We start from the raw sequence: 26,576 nt of genomic DNA on the forward strand, positions 1-26,576 counted from the left end.
AGAGATCCAGCAATAAGGCACATATTGTCCCTTTGCTGAATCTCTAGTTAACTAGTCGATTCAATATTTCATTTTATATTAACTTATCGATTATTTATAATCAACACCTAATTCCAATTTATTTTATCGGATTAATTACAAATAATAATTGACAGATAATTCTAACAGCTGTTAAGATGCATTCATACACAAATCCGCTTCACACTGGAGCCAAATAAATAAAGGTCATGTGAATCAACTGGACTACCGGAGATTCAATGAAGAGTAACCCCGGCATACTCTTCGTTGAATCTCTTTTTTGTCATTAATCTGACTATCCAGATGTGGTAAGTGTATTAAAAAAGGAGGGAAATCATGAAGGACTATCGTAACAAGTTAACCGCAGTACTACTTGCCATCATTAGCATCGCTGTATTGGCAGGCTGTAACTCCGATGCCGGCAAAGCTTCCGGGAAAAGTGATCCACTGAAAGTTCATATTGCCTTAAATGGCAAGATGGGGCCATTGGTCATTGCAAAGGAAAAGGGATTGTTCAACGAAGAGTTTTCTAAACTGGATGCCCAAATCGAGTGGAGTGAATTCCAGAGTGGTCCCCCGCTTTTGGAATCCCTTGCTTCCAATCGGGTCGACCTGTCTTTTTTAGGGGATGGTGCACTGATTGCCGGCATTGATAAGAATCTGCCATTCGAAGTTATTGCACAAACAGGTCGGGGTGAGTCATCTGTCCGGATCCTGGCTCAAGCAGAAGGTAACATAAAGAAGATTGAAGACTTAAAAGGAAAAACGGTCGGTGTTGCCTCGGGGACAACGGGTCATGTGTATTTAATCAAGGCATTGAAAGCCCATGGCTTAACTACTGATGACATTAAACTCATCAATTTACAACCGGATGATGCTCAAGCAGCTTTTGAAACCAAACAATTGGACGCCTGGGCGATATGGAACCCTTATTACCTTAATAATATTGAAAAAGGCAATGCTGTCGCTCTTAAAGTAAAAGGAAAAATATTGGCTCCTGGTGCAATCATTGCACGTAAGGGCTTTGCCGAAGAGCATCCTGAAATTGTCGAGGCCTATTTAAAGGTTTATAAAAAAGCTGCCGACTGGCAAATTGAACATCCAGATGAAGCATCTGAAATTTATTCCAAAGAAACTAAATTGCCTGTGGGTACGGTCAAGACAATAATAACGGCCGAAGAACCAAATATCTTCTTTACCGAAGATGCCATCAAAGCACAACAAGAATCCATCGATACTTTAGCTGGTGTGGGTTATATCAAGAAATCATTTAATTTTAAAAATCAGATCCACAATGAATACATTGATGAAGCCTTTAAAAAATAAAAAAACATACCTTACAGGAGGAGATTGATTATGACCGAAACTAAAACACAACAATTGAAAGTGGTACCGGTAGCAGGAAGGATTGGAGCGGAAATTCAAGGAGTCCAATTAAGCGGAGACTTGGATTTAGCTATTTTCAATGAAATCAAACAAGCGTTAAACCATCATAAAGTCGTATTCTTCAAAGGACAAAATCATTTGGACGATGCCAGCCAAGAAGCATTTGCCAAACTATTGGGTGAGCCTTATGCACATCCTACAGTACCGGTCAAAGACAATACTAACTATATTTTCGAACTTGATTCCGAAAGGGGCGCTAAAGCAAACCATTGGCATACTGATGTCACTTTCGTTCCAGAAGTTCCAAAATACTCTATTTTAAGAGGTGTAACCATCCCTGACGTTGGCGGAGATACAGTCTGGGCAAATACGAATGAAGCATATGAGGACCTGCCGGATGGATTGAAGAAATTAGCTGACAGACTTTGGGCGATCCATACAAATGAATATGATTATGCCCAATTCAAACCAGCTGAAAACATTGATGATGAGGTTAAAAAGAAATATCGTGATATATTCGAATCGACCATTTATAAAACAAGGCACCCAGTCGTTCACGTGCACGCTGAAACCGGAAAAAGGCATTTGTTATTAGGTGGCTTTGCTGGTAGAGTGGAAGGATATACAACAAGTGAATCCGAAAGATTATTAAGTATCTTCGATTCATACGTCACGCGCTTAGAAAATACCGTTCGTTGGCAATGGAGTGAAGGGGACGTGGTCATTTGGGATAACCTAGCCACGCAGCATTACGCTATTGCCGATTACGGAAACCAGCACCGCGTCGTTCGCAGGGTCACTGTCGGCAAAGACGTTCCCGTAAACAAGGAGAACGAGTCCAGCAGTCTAATTATTAAAAAATAAACTGCTGTATCGAGTGAAAGGTTCGAAAATACTCAAACCTCCTGAGGAACTGGCCTTATTGCAGGAGGTTTGAGTGTTTTCTTTTTGAACAGGTCTTGTCACTCGCCCTTTGGCATTTTCAGTACTTTCCCCTCATTTAAAATTAACTTCAATGAATTCAACCTCTTCTGCACGGCTTAATGTTCCATGGGCTTTTCCAACGGTGCCTTCTTTATCTTCCCAAAAGAAGTTATGGTCCTGAACGATCGTGCTAAAATCAAAATCTCGCCACCGGGCAGCGATGGCCAGCAATCTATCTCTATGCTGAAAATCACTTGAATCCACTATTTTATAAACTTCTTCAATAATCTTAGGGGACATCGGTATAGCTCCCCATTTATCTTGCGAGCGAACCTTTTGATGAGTCATTTTATGCATGACGTCCATGACTTCCGTTTCGGTTGAGCCTTCATCAAGTCCTGTTTCAAATTCGATCCCATCATATATCGCTTTTTTCGCTTCAAGTTCCGCAGCTTTCGCTTTCGCTTCCCTTTGGGCTTCGATTTTTTCATCTTCTCTTTCTCTTTCAATTTGTTCCTTGGCTTCCCTGGCTTCAATTACCAGTTGAGCTTTTTCGTACTCATTGGAGTTCTCCATGATTTTAAAGGAAGCAACCCCCACCCCGAATAATGCAACAGCAGAGATTCCACTAATAAGTAAAACCTTTTGCGTTTTCTTCATAAAAACTTCCTCCAAGATATTTATAATGTCAGATAATATTTATTTTAACATATTAACTGGATGGACTATCCAGAAAAGGAAGACATCAAACCTTCTCATCCCTTCAATAAGAATTACAGTAGTTTCAGATATCGATAATTACCCAAGGTACCCATTCTATTTTTCCAAGAAGATTCATACGTCACTTCAAGAAAAATTGATAATACCGGGTGCCGGGCACTGTGAAGCTGAGGTAGTGGATCCAAAATAGTATTGGAACAAGATATGGGGTTTTGTGGATAAATATATGGAGTAATGTAAGAGGGTAAAAAGAAACTGCCGATATGATATCAGCAGTTTCCTTTCGTTTTCGTCCAGATTATTTTGAGCTTACATGGCGTTTTTATCAGGATTAATTAGCCTGAACGATTATTTCATCGATTATACCGTAATCCTTCGCCTCATTTGCGCTTAAGAAATAATCACGATCTGTGTCCTTCGCCACCTTTTCGATAGGCTGACCGGTCCTTTCCGAGATGATTTGATTGATATGATCCTTTAGCTTCAAAATCCTTCGGGCAGAAATTTCTATTTCCGTTGCTTGCCCCCTCGCCCCACCAAGCGGTTGATGAAGCATGATTTCACTATTTGGCAAAGCACACCTTTTCCCTTTCGTACCCGCCAATAAAAGCATGGCCCCGAATGATGCAGCCATCCCCGTACATACAGTCCGGACATCAGGCTTAATATATTGCATCGTATCATAAATGGCGAAACCGGCACTGGTCGATCCCCCTGGACTGTTTATGAAGATGGTAATTTCTTTATCTGGTGCATCAGCTGCCAAGAATAACAATTGGGCAACCACGCTATTGGCTAAATGATCGGTGATCTCTTCCCCGATCATGATGATACGGTCTTTTAGAAGTCTGGAATAAATATCGTACGAGCGCTCACCCTTGCTTGATTGCTCAATTACATATGGAATGGTGGTCATATCTCTTCTTCCTCCTAACAATAATATTGGCTATGCAGCCATTGAGAGTGTGTTTGAAGGAGTGAAGCTTGATTTGGAAAGAATCGGACGATTCATCAGTTTAGGAATCATCGATTCACTGTTCAGGGATTTGAAAGATGGGATGCTTCTAATGAGGATATCAGGATTTTGGGCTTTTAAAGCCTGTGTCATCAAGGACATGAGCCGCTGTTCCTCCTCATCCTCCCAATTTTCCACGCAAGACAACCTACTACGCTCTTCAACGTCATTGTCAAAACGCTTTTTCACACGGTTCAAGATTGCCTTTACAGCCGTTTCAGTGGTGTTCAAGTAATCTGAGATTTCTTTTGACCGATAAAGGAATCCTTCCTTTAATATGAACACTACAGCTTGTTTCGGCGTAAGGGATTTTATTATATATTCAACCGTTTCAAAAACATTTTCCCCAACTGACCCCAGCTGTTCGGTATCCAACAGATCGCCTAAAGATTCTTTTTTCCTTTTTCTTATCGTATCAATCCAGGAATGTCGGGCTATCGTCTTCAATAAAGCTGTTGTTATCTCCGTTTTCTTCCCATAGCCCTGCATTGCCTTCAATATCGTTTCCTGTGCCAAATCATCCCCATCCCAATTATTTTGGGTCAGGAATCGGCAAAACCGAATCAATTCAGGATAAACTTCACGCAAAATCGCACCGTTATCCTTTTCTTCAGAAATATCTTCCCTTAACTTATTTATCATTTTTCTCACTCCTTCAACACCCTCTATCCTATAAACGTTTCAGAAAGAGAAAAAGATATGGGGGTGAAAAATTTTCCTTCATTCTTCATTATATTCTATTCCATTTTTTCCTTTGGATTTCCTTTCATACTAAAAACCTGTTTGGTTAAGATCCAAACAGGCTTGTATCAATGTTCTAATATCCTACATTTAGTCCTTCCTCGGCCTGCCCCGCTGTGTAACCGGTTCGTCACCAATCATTACAGCGAAAATTCTTCGTGCATTCCGCTCCATTCCATTTATTCAACCAGCCAAATTTTCGGAAGTGACCTTCTGCTTACGTTAATGTCCCGCAATGTCGTTACGTTTTCCCAAATCGCAATTTGTTCCGATATCCCTGACCTCCCGGATGTCCTTGTTGTAGATTCTGAATTTCAAATTTCCGGATGATCCATAGGAACTCTGCTGCTATTCCAAGTGTTCAATGCATTCGACCGTGTATTCGCTTGGTTCCATTACGTTTACTTCAATATCAAACCAACTGGAGGAACGACTTTCGTTAGCGCTATCTTTACAATAGTTCACCAAAGAACCTGCTGGTTTTTCTTCAGACTCTTGATCGCTCATCTCTTCAAAATTCACTGATTGCTCGTTATGACGCTCTCTGTCTGCCTTTTCATTCTCCAGGTCTGCGAACATGAACATGCAGTAAAAAACGGCTATCATAATTGCCATCGTAATCAACCTTGACCTTAAAGGCAGTACCTTTTTCAATATAGCTAAAACTTTCTTCATTGTGGTTTCCCCAATCCTGACTTAAAAGTATCTATTAAATACCATCTTCATTATGTTAGACAAAAAAATAAGCCCGAAGGGGCAGACTACTTTATTGATCAATCCTCGCAAAAAAAATTTATTCTTCATTTTGGATTCTTCTTTGTTATTTCGCTCCCACTGGATATAACAAAGGGTTTCGAAGGAAAACTGGCAGGACCGTCAATTTCATTTCACATTCCCCCCTAGACTTTTTCCTTTTTTGCTTAAGATATCCAATTAATATAATAACATAAAATTAACCATTTTTCTTGAAAGAACCAATTGACCTTACAATTTTGGTCAGGAATCAATATATGTGAAACAACCTTCCCTCATTTTGGAGGGAAGGTTAACCAGCCATTTTCACTTAAAGCCTTAAAGCATTCCTATTGATGCTACGCTGGAATTCATCAGCGTCCGTTTTTTCAATGAAATCATTCAATCCGTCGATGAATGACTGTTTATCCCTTGGCAAGCTCCCGCTTAATGTTAATGCGTTCGATGCATGCAATGACGATATTCTTGTATCGTCCTTTACATTCAGATGTTCGATGAATGTTTTTAATTCTATGATTCTCTCCATTTCAGCAGATTCTTCAAAATCGCCCTTTAAATACTCCATATGCAGTTCAGTACCAGGTATTAACGTAGTAGACATGGGGAATATCGCCTTGGACCGAACTTCATTTAATAATGCAGCTGTATCTACCGCATTCGGCAAGCCCTTCCCTCGTCCTGCAAGACCATACATGACCATAACGAAAAACTCTATACCTGCTTCATTCAATCTCTGCAATTGCACTCTTGCCTCTTTTGCCGTATATCCTTTCTTTACATGCTCCAGAACTTCATCGTTTCCGCTTTCGAGACCTATATATAAATCATTGATTCCTAATTCTTTTAATTCCTTTAATTCTTCGATCGTTTTCGTCGCAACACTTTGTATAGATGCATACATCGTGATTGTTTCAACTTCAGGGAGATGTTTCTTGATCAATTTTGCGATATCCCTTAACTTATTCGCACTAAGAATGAATGGATCTCCATTTAATAAATAAATCCTTTGTGCATTCGGATAAAAACCCTTTGCCTCTATCAAGTCTTTTTCTATTTGATCTAATTTCTCCATTTTGAAATTTATATCCTTATACATATTGCAATATGTACACTTATTGTTTGAACACCCGGATGTAACTTGTAATAAAAGGGTGTTTGCCTCTAATGGCGGTCTATAAATCTTCTCATCATATTTCATATGAAAACCTCTTTCTTCATTAATACATCGGAATTTCCCGATGAATATAAAGATACACACCATTTCTATTTTTGTCCAGCAATTTAATCGTACGGCAGGAGACCACCATTCCCTAAAAAGAATAGGCAGTTGACATATTTCCTTTTGTATTTAAACTGATTGTATATAACCCATTAAATAATATTGAATGATGAGGTTTTAAAATCATAAGTTGGCAGGCAGGTATAAAATATGGATGATTTAAAAATATTAAAAGCAATATCACATAAAACCCGATTGAATATACTACTTTGGCTGAAAGAACCAGAAAAGAACTTCAAGGAATTTGGATGGGCGCCCCATCTAACCGAACCAGAATTCATCAATAGTGTTTGTGTTTACCATATTCAGTTAAAGACAGGCAATTCCCAATCGACAACTTCCGAAAATTTATCAATTCTTGAGAAAGCCGGATTACTGCAGTCCAAAAAAGTAGCCGTATGGACACTTTACCAAAGAAATGAAAAGGTAATAAAAGAGTTTTCCGACTGGATAGGGAATGTACTATAAATAGTGAAGTATGCCCTTACCTAAAACGCGGCCCTTTCCTAATGTAAGAAGAGGCCGCGTTTTTTCATCCCCACAATTCATCCCCGGGTTATCTTCCCCACTGCAAAACACCGTATATCATGCTATCAATGTACCCGTCACATTGACTTCCATCCTTTTTCAGTGTTACTCTTAAAAGTATACATTCAAAATACTGATTCCATTAGTGTGAAATAAGGGAGAACACATTTGCCAAAAGAACATTTAATAGACGTTCAACCAATCAGATCATTGGAAAAATTAGATGATATGAAATGGTCATTGAAAAGACATTGCAGCGAGAGAGACTACATATTGTTCTTGTTAGGCATCAATACCGGCTTGCGTGTAACTGATTTATTATCGCTGAAGATAAAGGACATTAAAGGCAAGATGGAGGTAATCATCAAGGAAGGGAAAACAAAAAAGCCAAGATTGATACAGCTTAACAATGTATGTAATGAATTGGCAGCCTATATAGCCACCATTGATGGTGAATGGCTATTTCCCTCACGCAAGGGCGATAAGCCAATAAGTAAGATACAAGCTTACAGACAACTTAATAAAGCAGCGGACATGGTGGACATCGTGGGCGTCGGTACCCATACCATGCGGAAAACATTCGGGTACTGGCACTATAAACGAAGTAAGAACCTTGCTGAGTTACAAATGATCCTTAACCATTCATATCCTGAAATTACACTAAGGTACATTGGGATTGCTGATGAAGTAACAGAGGACAGTTTAAATGACTTTGCACTATGGGAGGACGGAAGAAATGTCACTGGCTGAATACAATGCAAAATATGAATATATCATTCGCAGCAATATTTCCGACAGACAAAAGGCATTGAAATTAGCTGATTTAATGACCGATATGGAAGGCCAGCTAAGAAATGAAATCGGGGAACATCGAAATAAAGAGGTAAATGCTTTATATAAAAAAGTATCTCTTTTCTCCAACTTGTTATAACCAGCTTAAGACCTTGCCCTATGAGCAGAGGTCTTTTTTTCCTTGAAAGTAAATGCTTGTTTCTTTAAGGCTTTAAACTGTACCTCATTTATAATGCAGACCCTTTTCATCTTCCTGTAACACCACAACATAACATAACGAAAAAGCTCTATTTCAAGCTTCATTCCCTCTCTTCTCTGGCTCTCCTAAGCCGTATGCTTGCGATTTAATTCCAGACAACTTTCGAATAAAAAAATTAATTAATATCATCCGACTCACTCGGTAATGGTTTCAATGTTTACAAATTAAACATACTTAAGGAATACTTTTTCGCCATCATTTCCAAGATTTTTATCCCGGCAACGCTGTTCCCCTTCTCATCCAGCGCTGCACCATAAATTCCAATCCCACATTTTCCGGGGACGGCCCCCATGATTCCCCCTGACACACCGCTTTTAGCCGGTATGCCAACATTAATGGCAAATTCACCAGATGCGTTATACATGCCGCAGGTAACCATGAATGTCTTGCAAATACGGGCAATGTCCCCGGGGATGATTTGCTTTCCCGTCAGCAAATCTTTTCCATTCATGGCCAGCACACAGCCTATCCTTGCTAAATCCTGACTGTCCATTTCAATGGCACACTGCTTCGAATACAATTCGATTAAATCCTCCACATCCTCATTTATTACATTATGCTGCTTTAAAAAATAGCTTAACGACCTATTCAAGTCTGCTGTATTGTATTCTGACCGGGCAACATCATCATTAAAACCGATAGTAGGATTTTGCGTCAACTCCCGGATAAAATGTAAAATACGCTGAAATCGCTCATTTACACTGTTACCCTCAATCATGTGGGTCACAGTCAATGCTCCTGCATTGATCATCGGGTTTAACGGCTTGGATGGCTTGTTTGTCTCTAACTTGGCTATCGAGTTAAAAGGGTCGCCGGTAGGTTCTTTTCCTACATAGGAAAAGACATATTCCTCTCCCTTTTCCATTAATACGAGAGCAAGTGTCAAAACTTTCGATATGCTTTGCAGGGTCATTTTACCTGTTACATCCCCAGCACAATATCCTTTTCCGTCAGGATAGTGAATTGCAACAGACAAATCCCCAGGATTCGCCTTTTCAAGAGCCGGTATATAGTCTGCCACTGTTCCCATATTTGTATATTTTTTTGCCTCATCGACCAGTTGCTGTAATTCTTCATTGGAACTGCATTGACATCCCATATTGTTCACAATTTTCCGCCCCTTAGAAAATTTGTCATGTGAAGTGTGCTTAGATATTGGTTTTATTATTTATTACCATATTTCATCGATATTATTTAAAAAATCAGGAATCGGCAATTTTCCTGGTTTTAAATTAGATGTACAGGTTCTGAATTATTTTCATAAAGACAAAGAAAAACAACAACATATACGTCAAAGGTAAAGCAGTAAAACAGATAAGCCAACGCCTTGTAAAAAAATCGTAGCAACTTCACTGTTCTTTAAAGAAGATTTAATTTTAAAAAAGAAGGAATTAGAAGCGCTTAGGCGGAAATATATATTATCGTATAAGCTTTCATATGTATTTCACACTTGATGGAAAGTAGGCAAAGCCATGGGAAAATCGAAGAGTTTACAAGAAATCTATAACGCCAACCGTCCAGAAAATAATGAACTTTTCCGAGCGATACAACAGCGTCTACAAATCAAGCATCCAGACAAACGAATGACAGCTACGAGAACATTACAAATAATTGTGGCTGATAGTGTTTCATCTGGAGAGCTGCGTAACGTGGAAGCTCGCCTTCTTCACAGTTTATAACGACCTGTTGTTTCATAAGCCTTTGAAATGTTAGAACACAGAAAGGATCTTCGTTTCGTAACTCAGCAACATTCATTCTTTTGCTTACTTAGTGCGCTTCGGTGCAATCATTTTGCCTCTGGAAAAGTGTCTGTTTTCTATTTACTTAATTTGAGTACAGATTTACTTTCAAAGGAGTAAAAATGCTCAAAAGATAAAGATTGACAACATTATTAGTGTGACTCATACTAATGGTGACTCAAATAACAGAATATTACGAATAGTGGAGGGGTAATTATGAATAAGATTTTCGTTCCTAACGCAATCGCCACTTTAACAAGACTTTTCTACAGTTCGACTACAATGAATGAGTATTTAGCGATGAGAACCGCCCAATTCTACATTGAAGACCTGAAATTACTGCAAGACGTGGAAGCTGTTGCCTTGGCAATTGAAAATCAAAATGCTTTCGCATTAATGTCTAAATTTAAATTATTTGATTATAAGGCTGCTGAAAAAATTGAAATCGCACTATCCTCTTCTGGCTATACGGAAGCGGACCTAAATGCTATGAATATTGAAATCTAAATTATTTTAAAAGAACGAATGGTAGAGTTAATACTCTTTGACCCATTCGTTTTTATTTTCATCGTAATAACAAACGTTGATAAAATAAACGATTTCAGTGCATAAGATTCTATCACCTTTTAAACTCCGATAAGCTGCCAAACTGTTTGATTCGATTTTGTATGCTCCTTGGTTTCAATTCCCTTGATTCTGGAGTGATTAAAAACCATTGCATAATACCCTCGCACATTATTTGTACATATTCTGTAGTGCGTCATGAACACAAAAAAGCTTCACACAATTAAGTGTGAAGCTTGATGTAATAGCGATTCTACGCTATTGGTGATACCGGTGGCCGGGGTCGAACCGGCACTCCAGAGGAACACGATTTTGAGTCGTGCTAAAAACGTTAAATTTTCCACTTAAGGAAAACGTAGAATTATAAGGGATTTTCACAAGAAAAATAAACTGATTCAAAAATATACCGTACGACTATATAATTTAATAACAATATAGCAAATTCTAAAGACTTTTTCAAGACGAATTGAAAAAAAATCCAATTTTACAGGGGGCAGTATTCCCCTCCTTTTACGATATAAAAAAGCACCCAAGAATGAGGGTGTATAGTAAAAAAGTATTAATTAGGATTTGCCTCTACGATTGCCTTTTCTTTTTTTAAATCGTCTACAGTCCTCTTACCAATTCTATCCTGAATTTTTTCTATTTGCATTGGAAGATTGTACACATAATCCAATATGATTTTTGTGAACTCAATCATTGATGGTACTAAGTCGTGGCTGTATTTTTCCTCGTCTGCATGTGCAGCAGCATTTCCTATTACTCTTAGGACACTTGCCATATCATTTAAAATTGGAGGTAAAACACCTTTATCGGATAATGCTTTTAGCATTGAATAAAGGTTGTTCCCTACTTCCCCTTTATCTTTACACATCATTTCAAGTGTTCTACGTATTGCTATAGCACATATTGCGCCATCAATTTGTCTAACTTTTAGTGCAGCTTCAAATGCTCCAGCTACATTCTTTGGAATATTATTTTCCTCGATTGTCGTAAAAGGATATATAAGTTCTTCATGAATTATTGGTTGCCCAGCTATTTCAGTTTCTTCACTGTTATAAGTAGAATATTCCAAAGTTACATTAATACAAACTGGGCACAAGTATAAATGCCACTCTTTTACATCAGTAATACTGTGTATCGGTTTGTAATGGTCATATGAATAGTCCCAAATATCCTCTGTGTCTTCATGTTTATGTGCAGCGACATCTCTCATAACTGTTTTGTTACCGCAGTGATGGCAAGTTAAAACTTTGTCGCTTCTTCCTGTCACTATTCTTCCCTCCTTTATCTTTTATCTCTTATTCGATAAGAGGAATAATTTCCTGTTAAATAAAACATTTAACTCTCTGCATAATTAACAGAAAAATTAAATAATTAATTAAAAAGTAATACTACTATTCTTAGTGCGATAACCTTCATCATCTTTGTGAACCAATTTTTCATAATAACTCAAAAACTTAGCAGTTTCATCACTCTCATAGAAACCTTTACCTTTAACGTAGTCTTTAATGTCATCGCCATTACTTTCAGCAACTTGCTTGAACAGCTCATCTTTAAGTCCAAATTGTTCGTACTTTTTCAGAAGTCCTAGCAACTCTTCAATTCTTTTTGATGCTGGATAGCCCAGGTGATAAACGATGTCTGTTGAGCCATGCTGTTCAGCATCTTTTGTTGTCTCAATAACTTCCCAGCCTTTTTCGATATATTCATTGATATTTCGTTGCCACGCTTTACCGTATTGAATGTATTCTTTCATAATATTCACTCTCCCTTATTTTCAATTATATGACAATAAAAAAACCTAGTCCATAATAAGTAGATTTTTCAGTTATAATTAAAATTAGCATTATTAGGGAGGAGAATTATGGATTTAAACACGCTAATCTCAACAATTATTTCATCAACCGCGGGTCTGGTGGCAATCATAGGGGGGTTCTTGGTCAGTAGGGTAATTGCTATCGCTAGTGAACAGAACGGCATTAAACGAAGAATCAGAGAAATTAAAAATGACTTGTTATCGAAAAGTGAAATGAAAGCAAACGCTGAAAAGTTCATGTTCGAAGATGATCTGGATGACTTTGTTACAGAAAAAAACATCAAACGAATACTACTTGGCAAAACACTTAACGAAGTCATAGAAGAAGATGAATACGATTATTTGACTAAAGAAGAAGTAGAGCCTTATTACAAGCAAGTGAAGGAAATGGCTTCTGAATTAATTGAGCTCCACGGATCGATAGAAGAGTATTATGACAAATTCAGCGAGTTTAAGAAAGTCATCACCGTTTACAAATATCCTGATCGTATGGATTGGTATGAAAGGATATTCAAAGTAATTGACGATATGGCCCAACCTCAACCGCAAGGTCCTTTTGGTCACATTAATTTTAAGGCTGCTCATCCTTCAGCTATAAATCCACACACCGAATATAAAGAAGCAAAAAAAGAACGAAATCGGTTAATCGATGACATTAAAGTATTGGAGCTTCAGCAAGCAGAACAACTAAAAATACTTAATGATTATGGCAAACCTAAATGGGTAAGGAGTGGTCTATTCGTACTTGTATATGCTTGTGGTGTCGGTATTGTTTACCCTTCAACTTTGCTACCTTATCCTGAAAAAGAATACGATGATCTATTAACGAAATGGTTCCTTCTTGGATTATTCTTCAGTCAAATTTTGGCACTCATTATTTACTTAGGTTTCGCGACTTACAAGTTAACTAACGAGAAAGAAGATTATAAATAAAATATATAAGGGGTATTTAAATTAATAAAATTTAATTTAACTTATACCCCTAGGATTTTCTTAGCATACACCTATCTACCAACAGAAATGAAGCATTCATTTATTTTTGAAAATAGGCTTTTCTTGCTTTATTTCGACAAATTGATAGAAGGTCTGCCATGTTTTCAGCTAGATTTGAATCAAAATTAGATAAAGGTAGATTGGCTTTTCGCTCCATCTCATCAATAATAATTGCTCCTATATCTTTAATAATATTCCTTGTTAGATCGATTTCTTCCTTGTCAAACCATATTCCTTCATGAATAATAATATCATTTAGCGACGAAGCGTATGAGTTGAATACCAGTTCGGCTTTATCTTTATTATTATTAAACATATTTAAATATGAAGATATTTCACTGATTACACTGAATAACCTTTTGTAAGCTTGAACTTTATTTATTTGATATTCCTTTTTTAACTCTCTTCTGTAATTATGAGTGGTTAGTATCCAATTCGCGATTTGTGGTATGGTTGCACCAATTAAACCTGAAGCTGCCCCGATTATGGCTGCACTAATAGCAATATCCATTTGTCCCTCTCCCTATTATTTATACTTTTTATTATAACTTTAATTGCCTAGATACCAATAACTCATCATGAAACTATCCAAAATGTTTGGTGGGGAGTGCTGGTTCATTTTTCAATATTAGATATTTTAGAACATAAACTACCCCTACGTCCTTTCTTCCTCTCTATCCGGATTAAGCATCATTTTGCCAACCTCTGAATGAATTCATATTGACTATACTTCCGTTAATATTAATACCTTTGCAACACAAAGAGGCCTTCACCAAGGAATATGAAAGGGTTAAGAGCTCATTAAACTATCATTGAAGTACACCTTATTGATAGCAAATCGTTTTTCAATAAAATCAATAATCGGTTTACTATCATTTACATCTATCATAAATAATTATATACTTTTGTTAAGGAGTCATTAAAAGAACAGGAGTTGTTATAGATGATATACGGATACGCAAGGGTAAGTGCAATGGATCAAAATCTTGATACACAATTAGACGCGTTAAAACGTTTCGGAGTCGATGAGATTGTATCTGAAAAGGTTAGCGGGGTATCAAAGAACAAGCAAGCGTTAGACTCTTTAATCACTTCATTAGCTGCTGGTGATGTCCTTGTTGTAATCCGTATGGATCGACTAGGCCGCAATACTTTACAACTACTTGAATTGGTTGAGCAGCTCGAACAGAAGGACGTTCACTTGGTTATATTAGATATGAACATTGATACTAGAACACCTACAGGGAAGTTCTTTCTAACGATCATGGCAGGGTTCAGTGAATTAGATAGGACAATGATTAAAGAAAAGCAACGTGCTGGAATTGAATTAGCTAAACAAAAAGGAAAGTATAAAGGCCGGCCAAAGAAGTACACTGAAAATAGTTCTAAGATGAACCAAGCTATGGAATGGTATGAGCAAGGTGAAAAGACAGTAAAAGAAATAAGCAACGTATTAAGCATTGGTGAGGCAACGATATATAGAGAAGTAAAGAACAGAGGTATCATAAGAAGCATCTAACATGTGTACTTCCATATGTACCAGAGTTGTGTGTATCCTTATCACATAGGCATATGAACTTCGTTAGTCCTGTTGCTATCCATCGCTTAGCTGTTGGTATTACCAGGTATTCACCATCCTCTGAAGAGAATAAGCAAGCAGCAGTTAAAGACTTATATATAGAAACAAACGGGAATCGGTCGATGGCCGGTTCTTTTTTTTGCCTCATATGTTGTATGTAACAAATACAGCCGGAGCAATGTTCTTCGTTTCGATATGCCTTCCCCTTTTTATTTTTGCGTGTCGTATATCGGGCAATTAACAGAACGCGTGTGGTTGAGTCCTCTTATGCTTCCCTTCTAACAATGTCACTCTTTCTTCTCCACTTAATTTTTTCAAATAAACGTAAAAATATTTTCTAAAAACGAGCTTTTGGTAACAAATTTTCGTATTAATGAACTTAGATGAAGGTTTTCAGCAGGCCTTCATCACGCTTGTTCAAATGCATTTCCTATTAATAGGTTATTTTGAAGGGCCAAAAATTAACCGGCTTTCCTACACCTTCAGAATGACCTCTTTTTTATATGAATAAATTCACTCCTCCGAAAAATTCAGAACGAATAATTCATTTCGTAACTGCTTCATTGGTTTTGGCAGTAAACAAGAATGATGAACCGAACACATTTCGAAACACTCGGAACCGATACTCGCGAACACTCGGAAAGTAGCTATCGAGTAAACGAGCAACAAAAATCATCAATTTTTACATCTTTATTTATAACAAATGCGTATAACACAATATCAAAAAGGAGCTTAAGATTTCATGACTAATATAAGGAACGTTCTCCAAGTAAGAAATATACCTGAAAACCTTGTCCCGCTTCAGGGAGTAAAAGGCGTAGCTCTTGATCCAGATACCGGTTACACATATAAATATGAAAGTGAAATTAAAATTGAACGAAAAAAGAAATTTGCAAAAATGAACAGTAATCGAAAGCAAAACAAGTTCACAAATACGAACATGGACGAGATTGATTATATTTGCCAGAGCTTAACGAATGCTCAAATAGGTTATCTAATGATCCTTCAGTGTTATATCGATTATGGCGGAAAACTGATCCATAGTCAGAAGGATAAGACACCTTTAAAGACTGGTGACTTCTTAAAGATATTAGGCTTAGAAGATAAAAGGCAGACATTTTATGACTTTAAGGATAAATGTTTGGATAAAGGAATTTTGATTTATATAACCGAGGAAGAAACGTACTCCATTAATAAAAACTACATTTTCAAAGGAGCGTTTAAAGGTATGGGAGTGGTATCAGTGGTAACAAGGGAAATCAAGGAAGGTTTGAAAGGGAATAAGCCTGAAGAGTTGGCGATGGTTTTCAAGTTGCAGGAGTTCGTTAATATGAGAACTATGGCATTGGTTAAAAATTCAAACGAAACGGATTTAAATAAACTAGAATTTATGAAGCAAAAAGACTTGGCAGCGGCATTAGGTGTTTCTGCTGCTTATTTATCAAGACAACTTTATCAGATAGAAATTAACGGAGAATACGTTGTTGCAAAAATAAAAGTTGGAAAAGAACCTACTAAATTTATGCTTAATCCAAATATATTCTTTCGTGGGGATTATGCAAAAGTTCAAGAAACTATAGCAGTTGATGTAGCTCCATTCTTCAAAGTCAGGAAGAAAAATTGATCTGACTCGTACATTCAGGTAGAAAAAATTGATTTGATTCGTACATCCTAAAAGCACCATCATCCTTAGAGCGGCAAGGGATTGAGTCACTTTTGTTGAGTGGATTTATTCTATTCATTATATATAAGTATCGAAATGTCAAAGTACCGTAGCAACTATTGTACCTAATTCTTAGAAATAAAAAGTTTTATGAATGGGAAACTTGTGAACTTTCAAGTTGACCTAACCCTCGGTAGAGGAACGTTTAATATAAGACCTCGGCGGTCGGCCAGCATCCGGTCGGCTGCATATACGAATAAATTTATATTGGAGGAATTCGAATGAAGCACTTAAAAAAGAACATTTACTATTCGCGAGAAGATTTTATTCGTCATATAACAACGATAACACTTGGACGTTTCGCTTATGACGGATCGCCAGTATCCTTTTTAGAAGTTGCAGCCTATTTAAATTTAACATCCGATAGTTTACGAATGCGGAAGAGGGATGTAAAAGTAATGAAGTCTTTAGAAGATGTTAGAATCTGTGTTAAGAAGATAAAAGGAATCAATCACTTTTATTTTATAAATGAAGAGGATGAATAATTGATAAATAGTAATTAAGTGATGCCTTAGCCAAGCAAAATACAAGGGAAAGTTACGTTCAGTTATAAAACCTGTAACTTTTCCCTCAACTTGCTCTGACAAAGGTTTATTTACATTATTATCTTAAATAAACCAAAATATTTGAAACCAATACAATAAACGTAAACATTACATATTACTTCTTTAATCTACTTTCAAGTCAATTATTTTTACTGATGTAGCACTAAATTTCGCGGCAGTATAGCTTCCTTTTTCACCGAAATGATTTTTAATATCCCCAACCGAAACTCCATTTATCTGAAACTGTTTACCACCTTTATCTGCTATTAACATTATTTCTTCGGAAAAATTATCAGCAGGTAGGAGTAAAGAGTTGTTGGAGCTATAAAAATAACCTCTAAATGTTCTTTCAACATCTATTCGATTAGTAATCCATGAATTTCCAATTTCTTGAACTTTCATTGAATGAGTGGCAATAAACAAATAAATTTTTTGAATGACGAAATATTCCTTTTCTCCTTTTTTTAATAGCCCATCATTAAAAATCATTGGCTCATGAGGTTTCTTAAAGAATTTTTCTATCACACTTCGTCACCTTTTCTCTCAATAGAAGCAATTATCAGAGCATGCTTAAGCTCTTCAATCTCTTTCACCAAATCATTAATGTCTCTTTTAGATAGATGATATAGCCCTTTTCGCTCTTCTATATCAATTGTAAACTCTCTTATTATCGGCTTCTGATTCTTTGCAGATTGAGGTGATAAGAAATAAGAAACAGTGGCTCTTGTTTCCATCGGTTTATCACTTTCGAAGTATTCAATTGCTGAATCAAAAAAGAACTTTACCTCTTCCCCTTTATCTAAAAGTGGCATTTTATTAAACATCTTTAATTGATTCAATGTTTTGGCTCCGTACTTAATATCAGGTTCAAAGTTAACTGATATATCGTAAGCAGGGCCTCCACCAGTATTTTTCATAATTACATACAAAAAGTTTATGTTTGTATCGTCAGGTACTATTTTCAAACTAACAGCCGGTTCCTCAAGCAGCTCCGTTTGTCTCCGAGTTGCAATAGTCATTTTTCGAGTCTCTAAGAAATAAAAGAAAGTAACAATTAAGACTAATAGCCCTCCAATTGCGGATATAGAACTTGATACTTTACTTAAATTATCAAAAAAATCTGTTTCCTTAGAATACTGTTCAAATAATTGAGTACAGATTAAAACACCTATACATATAAGGATTCCTAGTAAGAGTAAATACAAAATTCTCTTTATCATTTCCATTAACGCACCTCCTATATTGAATAATACCTTTTGTATTTTACAACAACCGAGAGATGGAATATATAACTATCTTTGTCCTATTTGGATATACTTGTTCTTTTATATAAATCCATCCCTGATTTTTGTATATAAAGGGTTGATTCTTCCTTTAAATATCAACATATTTAAGTATTTTCTCTATATTAATTTTCACTGTTTTTTTAAAAGTTTTTTCAGTTTTCCCGCGTTTTTTTAATATTTGTAAGTATTAATGTACTCAAGGGACATAACGGAAGCGTAGGTGAGAAGTGTGTATAAACGATTAAATAAAACAGAATTCATTGAACGAATTCAAAGAAACGTCATAGGAAATCGTACTTAAATCAATCCCCTCTTTCGCTGAAAAAACTTGCAGAATTAATTTGTTGTACGGAATCAAACATCCGAATCAGAACTAAAGACGAGAGCATTATTAATGCACTCAACAAGAGTAACATCCAAATTAAAAAAATGAATGGCCTAAAAGTATTTTCATATGGAGGTGAGACAGCTTGAACTTTTTAGGTGGCATTGAGTGCCTTGATAATATTGAAATAAGCATCAATGAAGATTATGTATTTCTTAAGTTAATCCTTGTTACATTGAATCATCCGAACTTAAATGAAGCTATCTTTTCAAAAGAAGAAGTTATAAAGGCAAAAGAAACTATCATAGATGCACCTCTGATTATCATACCAGACTTATTAGATGCACCAACAGAACATTCTAAAAGCTTTCCTAAGCTTGATAAAGAAGCGTTAATAGTTGGGCACCATATAGCATCAAGAATCATTCAAAAGGACGGTAAAGATCATCTGGAAGTAACAGCTAAATTGTATAAAAGTCGCTATCCAGAGTTAGTTGCCTCTCTCTATCAATTGCATTTAAGTGGTCAGCTTTTCTGCTCTATGGAGTGTTCATACGATTCTGAAGAGCAAACAACAAATGGCCGAATCCTTAAAGGAATAAAATTTATCGGGAATGCGTTAGTCAGTAATCCGGCCGGTCAATATTCTACTTCTCTATCTTGGGAAGCTGCTAAAAAGGAAACTAAAAAATTAGATTGGCTGCAAGTCGCATCGATTGAAGAAACAAATTGGCTTGAAGGAATTGAAAATCTTAACTAATTGGAGGAAAAAACAAATGTATTACGATAAAAATTGGTTAGAAGGCATTGAGCAGCTAGACAGCGATAAGAAACTTGTTTCTAATAATGATAATCTAAAGTGGTTAACAGCCGAAAATGAAACATCTATTAATTACCTTGAAGGCATAGAAGAACTAGAAACCGCAGATATACGACTGTTAAAACAGTTCATCGATAAAGGTATATTAGAAATACTCAAGAAGAAAGCAGCAAATAAACAATTATTACAACCAGAATTGAACATTTTAAAAGAGTTTCGACAAATTTCCCCTGATATGACTATTGAAGAATTAGAAAAGGAAGGTAAATAATATGTTTATTAACGAAGAAAATCCCTTAACTGATGAACAAATTGTAAAAGAATTCTCTGAACTTGTGAAGGAATACGGAGAGGTTAAATTCAATAAAGATGACCTACTTCTTTCTGATCATAGCGTTATAAATTTTACTTACCGCCGATTTAGCGGAAGAAAGCTATATAAGATCTTAGACAGGTTTGATAATGAAATGTACCTTGAGAAAGAGGGTATTAATATCAAAAGAAATGTCGGTTTTCTCGTCTATTCTTATGCTTCTGGTAAGAAACAGACTGAATTAAATATTATCAAGCAATTTATAGAATTAGTGAAGCGGAATAAGAAGATTACGCTTAACCCTTCACATCCTAGTTCGTCTCCTCTAGTCGCAAATCTGATGCAGGAAAACAACTTATCTGATATTGACCTTGGATTTCTTCTTAACGAATATAACAAATTAATAAGAGAAGACATTTTGCTTATTGAACGTGAAAACATTCGAAGATATTCTACTTTATAAGTGCTGAAGGTGTCCTTTTTTAGGGCATCTTTTTATTTTGTTTTTAACTTTAAATACGAATATCCTTTTTGTGTATTCACCCACCTAACAAATTGTTTTTGAAATATTTAAATCTTCTTCACCATTACCTACAAACTCATGAGTGAAATTTACCTGTTTTCTCTTAGGCATATAATATCCTCCTTCAATAAGATATTTTTAGTGTTACCTTTTTGAGAAACAATTATGAGGAGTAGGATAAACTATCTTAAATGTTCCCTCCGTCTCAAGTTCCGTTCAAAGAACATTTATATGATTAGCATATGACTATAATTGCGTAGGTAGAATTTTTATTATTAAATAACCGTCCCTTTTTCTTTCTTACAGATCAACTTAAATACGTTTCATCCATAAGATTGTCTTTTATTTAAAAATCTCATCAATTTTTTCCTCAATTTCATTAATAGCTTTATTTGTCGTTTCCGCTGTTGCTTCATCAGTTCCTCCGAAAATTTGAGCATTATTTTCGTATTCATAATACAAGAAGTCTTTAAATTCCTCCTCTGTACATTCTACTCCATCTGCAAATTCATCGTTGCAACGCTCATAATCCTCTTGAGCTTCACTCTGGCATCCAGTTAGAACAACAATTAATGATGAAAGTATTAATTTTTTCACTTTACTTCCTCCTCTTTTTGCATCTCTTTTGCAAATCCTCTATTTTTTCGTTCCCTTCTGGCAAAGGCGTCCAGAGAGCATTTGTAACAAGTTATTAAATCGGATCGTTTTTAATACTAACTTCAAGCAAATTACCGATTGCCTTCACCATATAGAAGCAGCAAGAATACTCCTTACTAACAACTTAACAACTACTTACTAACGAGTTATCACTACCCCCTATCCTGGATAGCAAGTTTAAAAAGTTCATCATAAAATAGATTGTTAAATTTCTTGTCTAAGATTCCATAGAAATAACCGAAAGTATCCCTTACCCTTGAACGTTTCATTTTTCCGATTAGCTGCTTAAAGCTAACAATAGCAACGTCTAATACTTGATCCGCATTCTGTTCACAGCTATTCCGCCAAGCTGCAATTTGTACCCTGTTCCAGTAAGATTCAATCGTATTAGCATCGTCAAAGAAACACTTTGCAAGGTTCTTGAATGTTTTAGGAACAGATTCATTCGTAAATGTTGAATCAATCGGCTCCTTACGTTTTTTAAAATCTTGGTTGTTAGTTTTAGAAAGAATAGTAGTTTTTATTGCTCCTTCAGTATTCTCAGGATTAACTACTTCATTTAAATACGATTCTTTTATTTCCTCTTCTTTTGAAGGATAAGGCAAGAATGTATATACGTTGTGGCCCTGAAAGTTACCACGCTTTGTATTTTGAATTTTAACTATTCCCAGTTTCTTTGCTTTGCGTAACATTCGTTCAAACGTGCTTCTTGAAATGCCGATAGTGTCCTTATGAGTAGCGGCTACTATTGTTTGTATCTTAGCATTCGATACACCAGCAAACTTGCAAGCATAGCGAATAAGACGTTTCAAAGCGACTAGTTCCGACTTGGTAAACTGGTCTTTAATATCGATCATCCATTGTTCTATATGATTATTAAAATCTTTTGTATCACGAAATTTTGATAAATGCTTAAAATCTTCAATTCTTCCTGACTTCATGCCTATTCTCTCCTTATAAGAACGTTTGAACAGATTGAAAGGCACAGAGAAATAAGCATGGGATGTTTGATTTTTTACGAAAAATCCCATACAATTACAATAGGTTGAGGCTTATTGCATTCTCTGTGCAATTTGCAACAGGCTGCCGGTATGTCGAGTACCAGCAGTCTTTTTTTTTGTTTAATTATTGATTCTTTATCACCTTTTTATTTAGATTCTCAATTGGTGAAAATTCTTTATGTTTTTTAACAACGTCATCAGAAAACAAATTAACATAATGCTTAACCATTTCCATTGAGGTATGTCCTAAAACTGCCTGTAGTTCAAATATGCCAGCTCCACCCTCTACAGATAAACGAGCGAAAGTATGCCTGAATTTGTGACATGTTGCTCTCACATTAAAAGCCCGTCCATATTTTGATATTTGTGATTGCATCTGTCTTTTCGTTAATGGATCATTGTCTATATTTACAAACAGATAATCGTGTTCCAACAATCCTCTAATTGTAAGGAATCGTTGAAGTTGATTTTTCATCTTGTCTTGAATTGGTACAAAACGTTGTTTATAGCCCTTAGTGTTTTGAATCAATAATCTGGATCTTGAAAAATCAATGTCTTTGATATTAATTCCTATACATTCAGATGCCCTTATACCTGTTTCAAGCAGTAGCATCATGATTGTTAAGTCTCTGATGCCAGTAAATTTCTTTTGATTAGGTTGTTTAAAGAGAAGGTTAAGTTCATCGTTTGTATATGTAGGAACAGCGTACTTCCTATCCTTAAGTAATTTTACTCCACTCATAGGATTTTGTTTTTTCGTTATTAGCCGTTCCCTAACAAGGAAATTGAAGAATGCTCTTATCGCTCTTAATCGCGTATTAATGGTTACTGTTTTACAGTTTTTCCTTTTCATATAACGAATGACATTTTGCTTTATATGATCTGATACTAAGCCTTTTAGATTGACCTCAATATCTTGTTCTCTAAGGATTTTATAGAAAACTGCCAACTCATTTTTATAATATTGGATGGTTTGTGAACGACAATTCCTTATTTCACAGTCATCAAGGAAGCGTTCTAGAGCGGTTTTGAAGTCTATTGCATCAGACTTTTTGTTTAAATGGATTTTAGCAATTTCAACAGGGGTTAAATCGTTGGTACGCCTCATCAAATATTGATTCTCCTTTGACAGGTCGCACGATTATATGAATCAGATTATTTCGGAGAAAATCGTATGTAGACAACGAAAAAAGGACTCCTACATTTTCTGTAAGAATCCTTTTAACTCAACGTTCATTAACGTTTTTCATGATACCGGTGGCCGGGGTCGAACCGGCACTCCAGAGGAACACGATTTTGAGTCGTGCGCGTCTGCCAATTCCGCCACACCGGCATGTTTGTTGGAGGCGGCAACCGGAATCGAACCGGTGGTAAAGGTTTTGCAGACCTCTGCCTTACCGCTTGGCTATGCCGCCAACGTTTTTGGAGCGAAAGACGGGATTCGAACCCGCGACCCCAACCTTGGCAAGGTTGTATTCTACCACTGAACTACTTTCGCATATGGCTGGGCTAGAAGGGATCGAACCTTCGCATGACGGAATCAAAATCCGTTGCCTTACCGCTTGGCTATAGCCCAATAACGTTGTAATCATTATATCATGTTTTATTAAATGGGGCGACTGATGGGAATCGAACCCACGAATGCCTGAACCACAATCAGGTGCGTTAACCACTTCGCCACAATCGCCATTATAGGATTGAAATTGGCAGGGGTAGTAGGACTCGAACCCACACTGGAGGTTTTGGAGACCTCTGTTCTACCTTTAAACTATACCCCTGTAAGAAAAATGGTGGAGGGGGGCAGATTCGAACTGCCGAACCCGAAGGAGCGGATTTACAGTCCGCCGCGTTTAGCCACTTCGCTACCCCTCCGCATATGGATGAAACATGGTGCCGGCAAGAGGACTTGAACCCCCAACCTACTGATTACAAGTCAGTTGCTCTACCAGTTGAGCTACACCGGCACTACTATGGTGGCTCAGGACGGAATCGAACCGCCGACACAAGGATTTTCAGTCCTTTGCTCTACCGACTGAGCTACTGAGCCAAACAATAAAAATGGCGGTCCCGACGGGAATCGAACCCGCGATCTCCTGCGTGACAGGCAGGCATGTTAACCGCTACACCACGGGACCATAGATTGCGGGGACAGGATTTGAACCTGCGACCTTCGGGTTATGAGCCCGACGAGCTACCGGACTGCTCCACCCCGCGACGATAATAATGTTGCTATTAAGCATCAAGTTTTCGTGTTGAGCGTTTCAATGGGCTGAATAATCAATCCTTTATGCAGAAACAACCTGATCTTATTGAAAAATGGTGGAGGATGACGGGATCGAACCGCCGACCCTCTGCTTGTAAGGCAGATGCTCTCCCAGCTGAGCTAATCCTCCAATATGTTGTCTAAATGGTGACCCGTACGGGATTCGAACCCGTGTTACCGCCGTGAAAGGGCGGTGTCTTAACCGCTTGACCAACGGGCCAGGTATAAATGGCGGAGAGCAAGGGATTTGAACCCTTGAGACAGGGTTACCCGTCTACACGATTTCCAATCGTGCTCCTTCGGCCACTCGGACAGCTCTCCAATAATGGCTCCGCAGGTAGGACTCGAACCTACGACCGTTCGGTTAACAGCCGAATGCTCTACCACTGAGCTACTGCGGAACAATATAAGCTTGGCGACGTCCTACTCTCACAGGGGGAAACCCCCAACTACCATCGGCGCTGAAGAGCTTAACTGCCGTGTTCGGAATGGGAACGGGTGTGACCTCTTCGCTATCGTCACCAAACAATGTTTACATTTTTTCAAGACATATATTATTATAACGTCTTTTTGAGAAAATGCAAGAAGAAATTTTCATTCCTTCAAAACTAGATAATAAGAAGGTATTTCATTTTTAAAAAGCGTTGGTTAAGTCCTCGATCTATTAGTATCAGTCAGCTCCACATGTCACCATGCTTCCACCTCTGACCTATCAACCTGATCATCTTTCAGGGATCTTACTAGCTTGCGCCATGGGAAATCTCATCTTGAGGGGGGCTTCATGCTTAGATGCTTTCAGCACTTATCCCGTCCGCACGTAGCTACCCAGCTATGCCTTTGGCAAGACAACTGGTACACCAGCGGTGCGTCCATCCCGGTCCTCTCGTACTAAGGACAGCTCCTCTCAAATTTCCTGCGCCCGCGACGGATAGGGACCGAACTGTCTCACGACGTTCTGAACCCAGCTCGCGTACCGCTTTAATGGGCGAACAGCCCAACCCTTGGGACCGACTACAGCCCCAGGATGCGATGAGCCGACATCGAGGTGCCAAACCTCCCCGTCGATGTGGACTCTTGGGGGAGATAAGCCTGTTATCCCCGGGGTAGCTTTTATCCGTTGAGCGATGGCCCTTCCATGCGGAACCACCGGATCACTAAGCCCGACTTTCGTCCCTGCTCGACTTGTAGGTCTCGCAGTCAAGCTCCCTTGTGCCTTTACACTCTACGAATGATTTCCAACCATTCTGAGGGAACCTTTGGGCGCCTCCGTTACTCTTTAGGAGGCGACCGCCCCAGTCAAACTGCCCACCTGACACTGTCTCCCACCCCGATAAGGGGCGCGGGTTAGAATTTCAATACAGCCAGGGTAGTATCCCACCAACGCCTCCACCGAAGCTGGCGCTCCGGCTTCTCAGGCTCCTACCTATCCTGTACAAGCTGTACCAAAATTCAATATCAGGCTGCAGTAAAGCTCCACGGGGTCTTTCCGTCCTGTCGCGGGTAACCTGCATCTTCACAGGTACTATAATTTCACCGAGTCTCTCGTTGAGACAGTGCCCAGATCGTTACACCTTTCGTGCGGGTCGGAACTTACCCGACAAGGAATTTCGCTACCTTAGGACCGTTATAGTTACGGCCGCCGTTTACTGGGGCTTCGGTTCAAAGCTTCGCTTGCGCTAACCTCTCCCCTTAACCTTCCAGCACCGGGCAGGTGTCAGCCCCTATACTTCGCCTTGCGGCTTTGCAGAGACCTGTGTTTTTGCTAAACAGTCGCCTGGGCCTATTCACTGCGGCTTTTCTGGGCTATTCACCCTAAAAAGCACCCCTTCTCCCGAAGTTACGGGGTCATTTTGCCGAGTTCCTTAACGAGAGTTCTCTCGCACACCTTAGGATTCTCTCCTCGCCTACCTGTGTCGGTTTGCGGTACGGGCACCTTACATCTCACTAGAGGCTTTTCTTGGCAGCGTGGAATCAGGAACTTCGGTACTATATTTCCCTCGCCATCACAGCT

Annotated in this window: 28 protein-coding genes, 15 tRNA genes and 2 rRNA genes (1 of these 45 cut by a window edge); 14 read left to right on the forward strand and 31 right to left on the reverse strand. The window is 37.9% G+C overall.

What is annotated here, in order from left to right; genetic code table 11:
• Positions 1–354 precede the first annotated feature (354 nt).
• Both OSJ91_RS23640 and OSJ91_RS23645 read left to right on the forward strand, forming a co-directional pair.
• A complete protein-coding gene (locus tag OSJ91_RS23640; protein WP_350300222.1) occupies positions 355–1,344 on the forward strand; it encodes an ABC transporter substrate-binding protein in 990 nt (329 codons plus the stop codon).
• Between the two features lie 30 nt (positions 1,345–1,374).
• The gene (locus OSJ91_RS23645; protein WP_485890559.1) at positions 1,375–2,268 is read left to right on the forward strand and encodes a TauD/TfdA dioxygenase family protein; all 894 of its coding nucleotides are present in this window, start codon (positions 1,375–1,377) and stop codon (positions 2,266–2,268) included.
• Positions 2,269–2,400: 132 nt separating this feature from the next.
• Here the strand turns inward: OSJ91_RS23645 and OSJ91_RS23650 are convergent, their stop codons facing one another.
• The 5 genes from OSJ91_RS23650 to OSJ91_RS23670 all read right to left on the reverse strand — a co-directional run bounded on the left by OSJ91_RS23650 (position 2,401) and on the right by OSJ91_RS23670 (position 6,755).
• Positions 2,401–2,988, reverse strand: coding sequence for a DUF6241 domain-containing protein (locus OSJ91_RS23650; protein WP_485890560.1), 588 nt, complete (start codon positions 2,986–2,988; stop codon positions 2,401–2,403).
• Positions 2,989–3,379: 391 nt separating this feature from the next.
• A complete protein-coding gene (gene clpP, locus OSJ91_RS23655; RefSeq protein ID WP_101223429.1) occupies positions 3,380–3,964 on the reverse strand; it encodes an ATP-dependent Clp endopeptidase proteolytic subunit ClpP in 585 nt (194 codons plus the stop codon).
• A gap of 30 nt (positions 3,965–3,994) precedes the next feature.
• On the reverse strand, positions 3,995–4,705 hold the full coding sequence (locus OSJ91_RS23660) for a sigma factor (RefSeq protein WP_350300225.1): 711 nt from the start codon (positions 4,703–4,705) through the stop codon (positions 3,995–3,997).
• A 447-nt stretch (positions 4,706–5,152) separates the two neighbouring features.
• Positions 5,153–5,479 carry a hypothetical protein gene (locus OSJ91_RS23665; RefSeq protein WP_485890561.1) on the reverse strand — a complete coding sequence of 109 codons (327 nt, stop codon included), beginning with the start codon at positions 5,477–5,479 and terminating at the stop codon, positions 5,153–5,155.
• 388 nt (positions 5,480–5,867) lie between these two features.
• Positions 5,868–6,755 (reverse strand): radical SAM protein, encoded by an 888-nt coding sequence (locus tag OSJ91_RS23670; RefSeq protein WP_485890562.1) that lies wholly within the window; start codon positions 6,753–6,755, stop codon positions 5,868–5,870.
• Positions 6,756–6,986: 231 nt separating this feature from the next.
• On the opposite strand from OSJ91_RS23670, the gene OSJ91_RS23675 reads away from it, so the two are divergent.
• The 3 genes from OSJ91_RS23675 (at position 6,987) to OSJ91_RS23685 (ending at position 8,295) form a co-directional block, all read left to right on the forward strand.
• The gene (locus tag OSJ91_RS23675; RefSeq protein ID WP_350300228.1) at positions 6,987–7,304 is read left to right on the forward strand and encodes an ArsR/SmtB family transcription factor; all 318 of its coding nucleotides are present in this window, start codon (positions 6,987–6,989) and stop codon (positions 7,302–7,304) included.
• A 288-nt stretch (positions 7,305–7,592) separates the two neighbouring features.
• Positions 7,593–8,114: a tyrosine-type recombinase/integrase gene (locus OSJ91_RS23680; protein ID WP_350302956.1), complete on the forward strand. Its 522-nt coding sequence runs from the start codon at positions 7,593–7,595 to the stop codon at positions 8,112–8,114.
• A complete protein-coding gene (locus tag OSJ91_RS23685; protein WP_350300229.1) occupies positions 8,101–8,295 on the forward strand; it encodes a hypothetical protein in 195 nt (64 codons plus the stop codon). Before OSJ91_RS23680 ends, OSJ91_RS23685 begins: the two co-directional genes overlap by 14 nt.
• 277 nt (positions 8,296–8,572) lie before the next feature.
• Here the strand turns inward: OSJ91_RS23685 and glsA are convergent, their stop codons facing one another.
• The gene (glsA, locus tag OSJ91_RS23690; RefSeq protein WP_413020419.1) at positions 8,573–9,514 is read right to left on the reverse strand and encodes a glutaminase A; all 942 of its coding nucleotides are present in this window, start codon (positions 9,512–9,514) and stop codon (positions 8,573–8,575) included.
• Positions 9,515–9,887: 373 nt separating this feature from the next.
• On the opposite strand from glsA, the gene OSJ91_RS23695 reads away from it, so the two are divergent.
• Positions 9,888–10,094, forward strand: a complete 207-nt coding sequence (locus OSJ91_RS23695; RefSeq protein WP_350300230.1) for a hypothetical protein — start codon at positions 9,888–9,890, stop codon at positions 10,092–10,094.
• A gap of 276 nt (positions 10,095–10,370) precedes the next feature.
• On the forward strand, positions 10,371–10,661 hold the full coding sequence (locus OSJ91_RS23700) for a hypothetical protein (protein ID WP_350300231.1): 291 nt from the start codon (positions 10,371–10,373) through the stop codon (positions 10,659–10,661).
• A gap of 616 nt (positions 10,662–11,277) precedes the next feature.
• Here the strand turns inward: OSJ91_RS23700 and OSJ91_RS23705 are convergent.
• Both OSJ91_RS23705 and OSJ91_RS23710 read right to left on the reverse strand, forming a co-directional pair.
• Positions 11,278–11,991 carry a DUF4145 domain-containing protein gene (locus OSJ91_RS23705; protein ID WP_485890563.1) on the reverse strand — a complete coding sequence of 238 codons (714 nt, stop codon included), beginning with the start codon at positions 11,989–11,991 and terminating at the stop codon, positions 11,278–11,280.
• Between the two features lie 108 nt (positions 11,992–12,099).
• Complete coding sequence (locus OSJ91_RS23710) at positions 12,100–12,477, reverse strand: hypothetical protein (RefSeq protein WP_485890564.1); 378 nt, start codon at positions 12,475–12,477, stop codon at positions 12,100–12,102.
• 108 nt (positions 12,478–12,585) lie between these two features.
• Here OSJ91_RS23710 and OSJ91_RS23715 point away from each other — a divergent pair, with 108 nt between their 5' ends.
• Positions 12,586–13,470 carry a hypothetical protein gene (locus OSJ91_RS23715; protein WP_485890565.1) on the forward strand — a complete coding sequence of 295 codons (885 nt, stop codon included), beginning with the start codon at positions 12,586–12,588 and terminating at the stop codon, positions 13,468–13,470.
• A 100-nt stretch (positions 13,471–13,570) separates the two neighbouring features.
• Here the strand turns inward: OSJ91_RS23715 and OSJ91_RS23720 are convergent, their stop codons facing one another.
• Positions 13,571–14,041, reverse strand: coding sequence for a hypothetical protein (locus tag OSJ91_RS23720; protein ID WP_485890566.1), 471 nt, complete (start codon positions 14,039–14,041; stop codon positions 13,571–13,573).
• 432 nt (positions 14,042–14,473) lie between these two features.
• On the opposite strand from OSJ91_RS23720, the gene OSJ91_RS23725 reads away from it, so the two are divergent.
• The 3 genes from OSJ91_RS23725 (at position 14,474) to OSJ91_RS23735 (ending at position 17,317) form a co-directional block, all read left to right on the forward strand.
• A complete protein-coding gene (locus tag OSJ91_RS23725) occupies positions 14,474–15,049 on the forward strand; it encodes a recombinase family protein (protein WP_427672585.1) in 576 nt (191 codons plus the stop codon).
• A gap of 802 nt (positions 15,050–15,851) precedes the next feature.
• Positions 15,852–16,733 (forward strand): hypothetical protein, encoded by an 882-nt coding sequence (locus OSJ91_RS23730; protein ID WP_485890567.1) that lies wholly within the window; start codon positions 15,852–15,854, stop codon positions 16,731–16,733.
• Positions 16,734–17,053: 320 nt separating this feature from the next.
• Complete coding sequence (locus OSJ91_RS23735; RefSeq protein WP_485890568.1) at positions 17,054–17,317, forward strand: hypothetical protein; 264 nt, start codon at positions 17,054–17,056, stop codon at positions 17,315–17,317.
• A 183-nt stretch (positions 17,318–17,500) separates the two neighbouring features.
• On the opposite strand, the gene OSJ91_RS23740 is transcribed toward OSJ91_RS23735, so the two are convergent.
• Positions 17,501–17,902 carry a hypothetical protein gene (locus OSJ91_RS23740; protein ID WP_485890569.1) on the reverse strand — a complete coding sequence of 134 codons (402 nt, stop codon included), beginning with the start codon at positions 17,900–17,902 and terminating at the stop codon, positions 17,501–17,503.
• On the reverse strand, positions 17,899–18,603 hold the full coding sequence (locus OSJ91_RS23745; RefSeq protein WP_427672577.1) for a hypothetical protein: 705 nt from the start codon (positions 18,601–18,603) through the stop codon (positions 17,899–17,901). Before OSJ91_RS23745 ends, OSJ91_RS23740 begins: the two co-directional genes overlap by 4 nt.
• Positions 18,604–19,133: 530 nt before the next feature.
• Between OSJ91_RS23745 and OSJ91_RS23750 the strand changes: the two genes are divergently transcribed.
• Genes OSJ91_RS23750 through OSJ91_RS23760 form a run of 3 tightly spaced genes read left to right on the forward strand, consistent with a single transcriptional unit; the run spans position 19,134 to position 20,584 of the window.
• Positions 19,134–19,748, forward strand: coding sequence for a hypothetical protein (locus OSJ91_RS23750; protein ID WP_427672576.1), 615 nt, complete (start codon positions 19,134–19,136; stop codon positions 19,746–19,748).
• Positions 19,749–19,764: 16 nt separating this feature from the next.
• Positions 19,765–20,079, forward strand: a complete 315-nt coding sequence (locus OSJ91_RS23755) for a hypothetical protein (RefSeq protein ID WP_485890570.1) — start codon at positions 19,765–19,767, stop codon at positions 20,077–20,079.
• 1 nt (position 20,080) lies between these two features.
• Positions 20,081–20,584 (forward strand): hypothetical protein, encoded by a 504-nt coding sequence (locus tag OSJ91_RS23760; protein ID WP_485890571.1) that lies wholly within the window; start codon positions 20,081–20,083, stop codon positions 20,582–20,584.
• 402 nt (positions 20,585–20,986) lie between these two features.
• Here OSJ91_RS23760 and OSJ91_RS23765 read toward each other — a convergent pair whose 3' ends face one another.
• The 20 genes from OSJ91_RS23765 to OSJ91_RS23860 all read right to left on the reverse strand — a co-directional run.
• On the reverse strand, positions 20,987–21,241 hold the full coding sequence (locus OSJ91_RS23765; protein WP_064461685.1) for a hypothetical protein: 255 nt from the start codon (positions 21,239–21,241) through the stop codon (positions 20,987–20,989).
• Positions 21,242–21,453: 212 nt separating this feature from the next.
• Positions 21,454–22,242: a hypothetical protein gene (locus OSJ91_RS23770; protein WP_485890572.1), complete on the reverse strand. Its 789-nt coding sequence runs from the start codon at positions 22,240–22,242 to the stop codon at positions 21,454–21,456.
• A 184-nt stretch (positions 22,243–22,426) separates the two neighbouring features.
• On the reverse strand, positions 22,427–23,413 hold the full coding sequence (locus OSJ91_RS23775; RefSeq protein WP_485890573.1) for a tyrosine-type recombinase/integrase: 987 nt from the start codon (positions 23,411–23,413) through the stop codon (positions 22,427–22,429).
• Between the two features lie 141 nt (positions 23,414–23,554).
• Positions 23,555–23,635 (reverse strand) — tRNA-Leu (locus OSJ91_RS23780).
• An 8-nt stretch (positions 23,636–23,643) separates the two neighbouring features.
• Positions 23,644–23,717: transfer RNA gene (locus OSJ91_RS23785), tRNA-Cys, on the reverse strand.
• 8 nt (positions 23,718–23,725) lie between these two features.
• Positions 23,726–23,800 (reverse strand) — tRNA-Gly (locus tag OSJ91_RS23790).
• A gap of 3 nt (positions 23,801–23,803) precedes the next feature.
• Positions 23,804–23,878, reverse strand: a tRNA-Gln gene (locus tag OSJ91_RS23795).
• Between the two features lie 35 nt (positions 23,879–23,913).
• Positions 23,914–23,989 (reverse strand) — tRNA-His (locus OSJ91_RS23800).
• 17 nt (positions 23,990–24,006) lie between these two features.
• Positions 24,007–24,080 (reverse strand) — tRNA-Trp (locus tag OSJ91_RS23805).
• 10 nt (positions 24,081–24,090) lie between these two features.
• A tRNA-Tyr gene (locus OSJ91_RS23810) sits at positions 24,091–24,174 on the reverse strand.
• A 16-nt stretch (positions 24,175–24,190) separates the two neighbouring features.
• Positions 24,191–24,266 (reverse strand) — tRNA-Thr (locus tag OSJ91_RS23815).
• A 7-nt stretch (positions 24,267–24,273) separates the two neighbouring features.
• Positions 24,274–24,349, reverse strand: a tRNA-Phe gene (locus tag OSJ91_RS23820).
• 12 nt (positions 24,350–24,361) lie between these two features.
• A tRNA-Asp gene (locus OSJ91_RS23825) sits at positions 24,362–24,437 on the reverse strand.
• Between the two features lie 5 nt (positions 24,438–24,442).
• A tRNA-Met gene (locus OSJ91_RS23830) sits at positions 24,443–24,516 on the reverse strand.
• 103 nt (positions 24,517–24,619) lie between these two features.
• Positions 24,620–24,695, reverse strand: a tRNA-Val gene (locus tag OSJ91_RS23835).
• Between the two features lie 15 nt (positions 24,696–24,710).
• Positions 24,711–24,785, reverse strand: a tRNA-Glu gene (locus tag OSJ91_RS23840).
• Positions 24,786–24,794: 9 nt separating this feature from the next.
• Positions 24,795–24,886: transfer RNA gene (locus tag OSJ91_RS23845), tRNA-Ser, on the reverse strand.
• 5 nt (positions 24,887–24,891) lie between these two features.
• Positions 24,892–24,966 (reverse strand) — tRNA-Asn (locus tag OSJ91_RS23850).
• Positions 24,967–24,975: 9 nt separating this feature from the next.
• Positions 24,976–25,091: ribosomal RNA gene (rrf, locus tag OSJ91_RS23855) — 5S ribosomal RNA — on the reverse strand.
• A gap of 118 nt (positions 25,092–25,209) precedes the next feature.
• A 23S ribosomal RNA gene (locus OSJ91_RS23860) occupies positions 25,210–26,576 on the reverse strand (it continues 1,566 nt past the right edge of the window).

Source organism: Bacillus sp. T-10(2022), assembly GCF_056502895.1.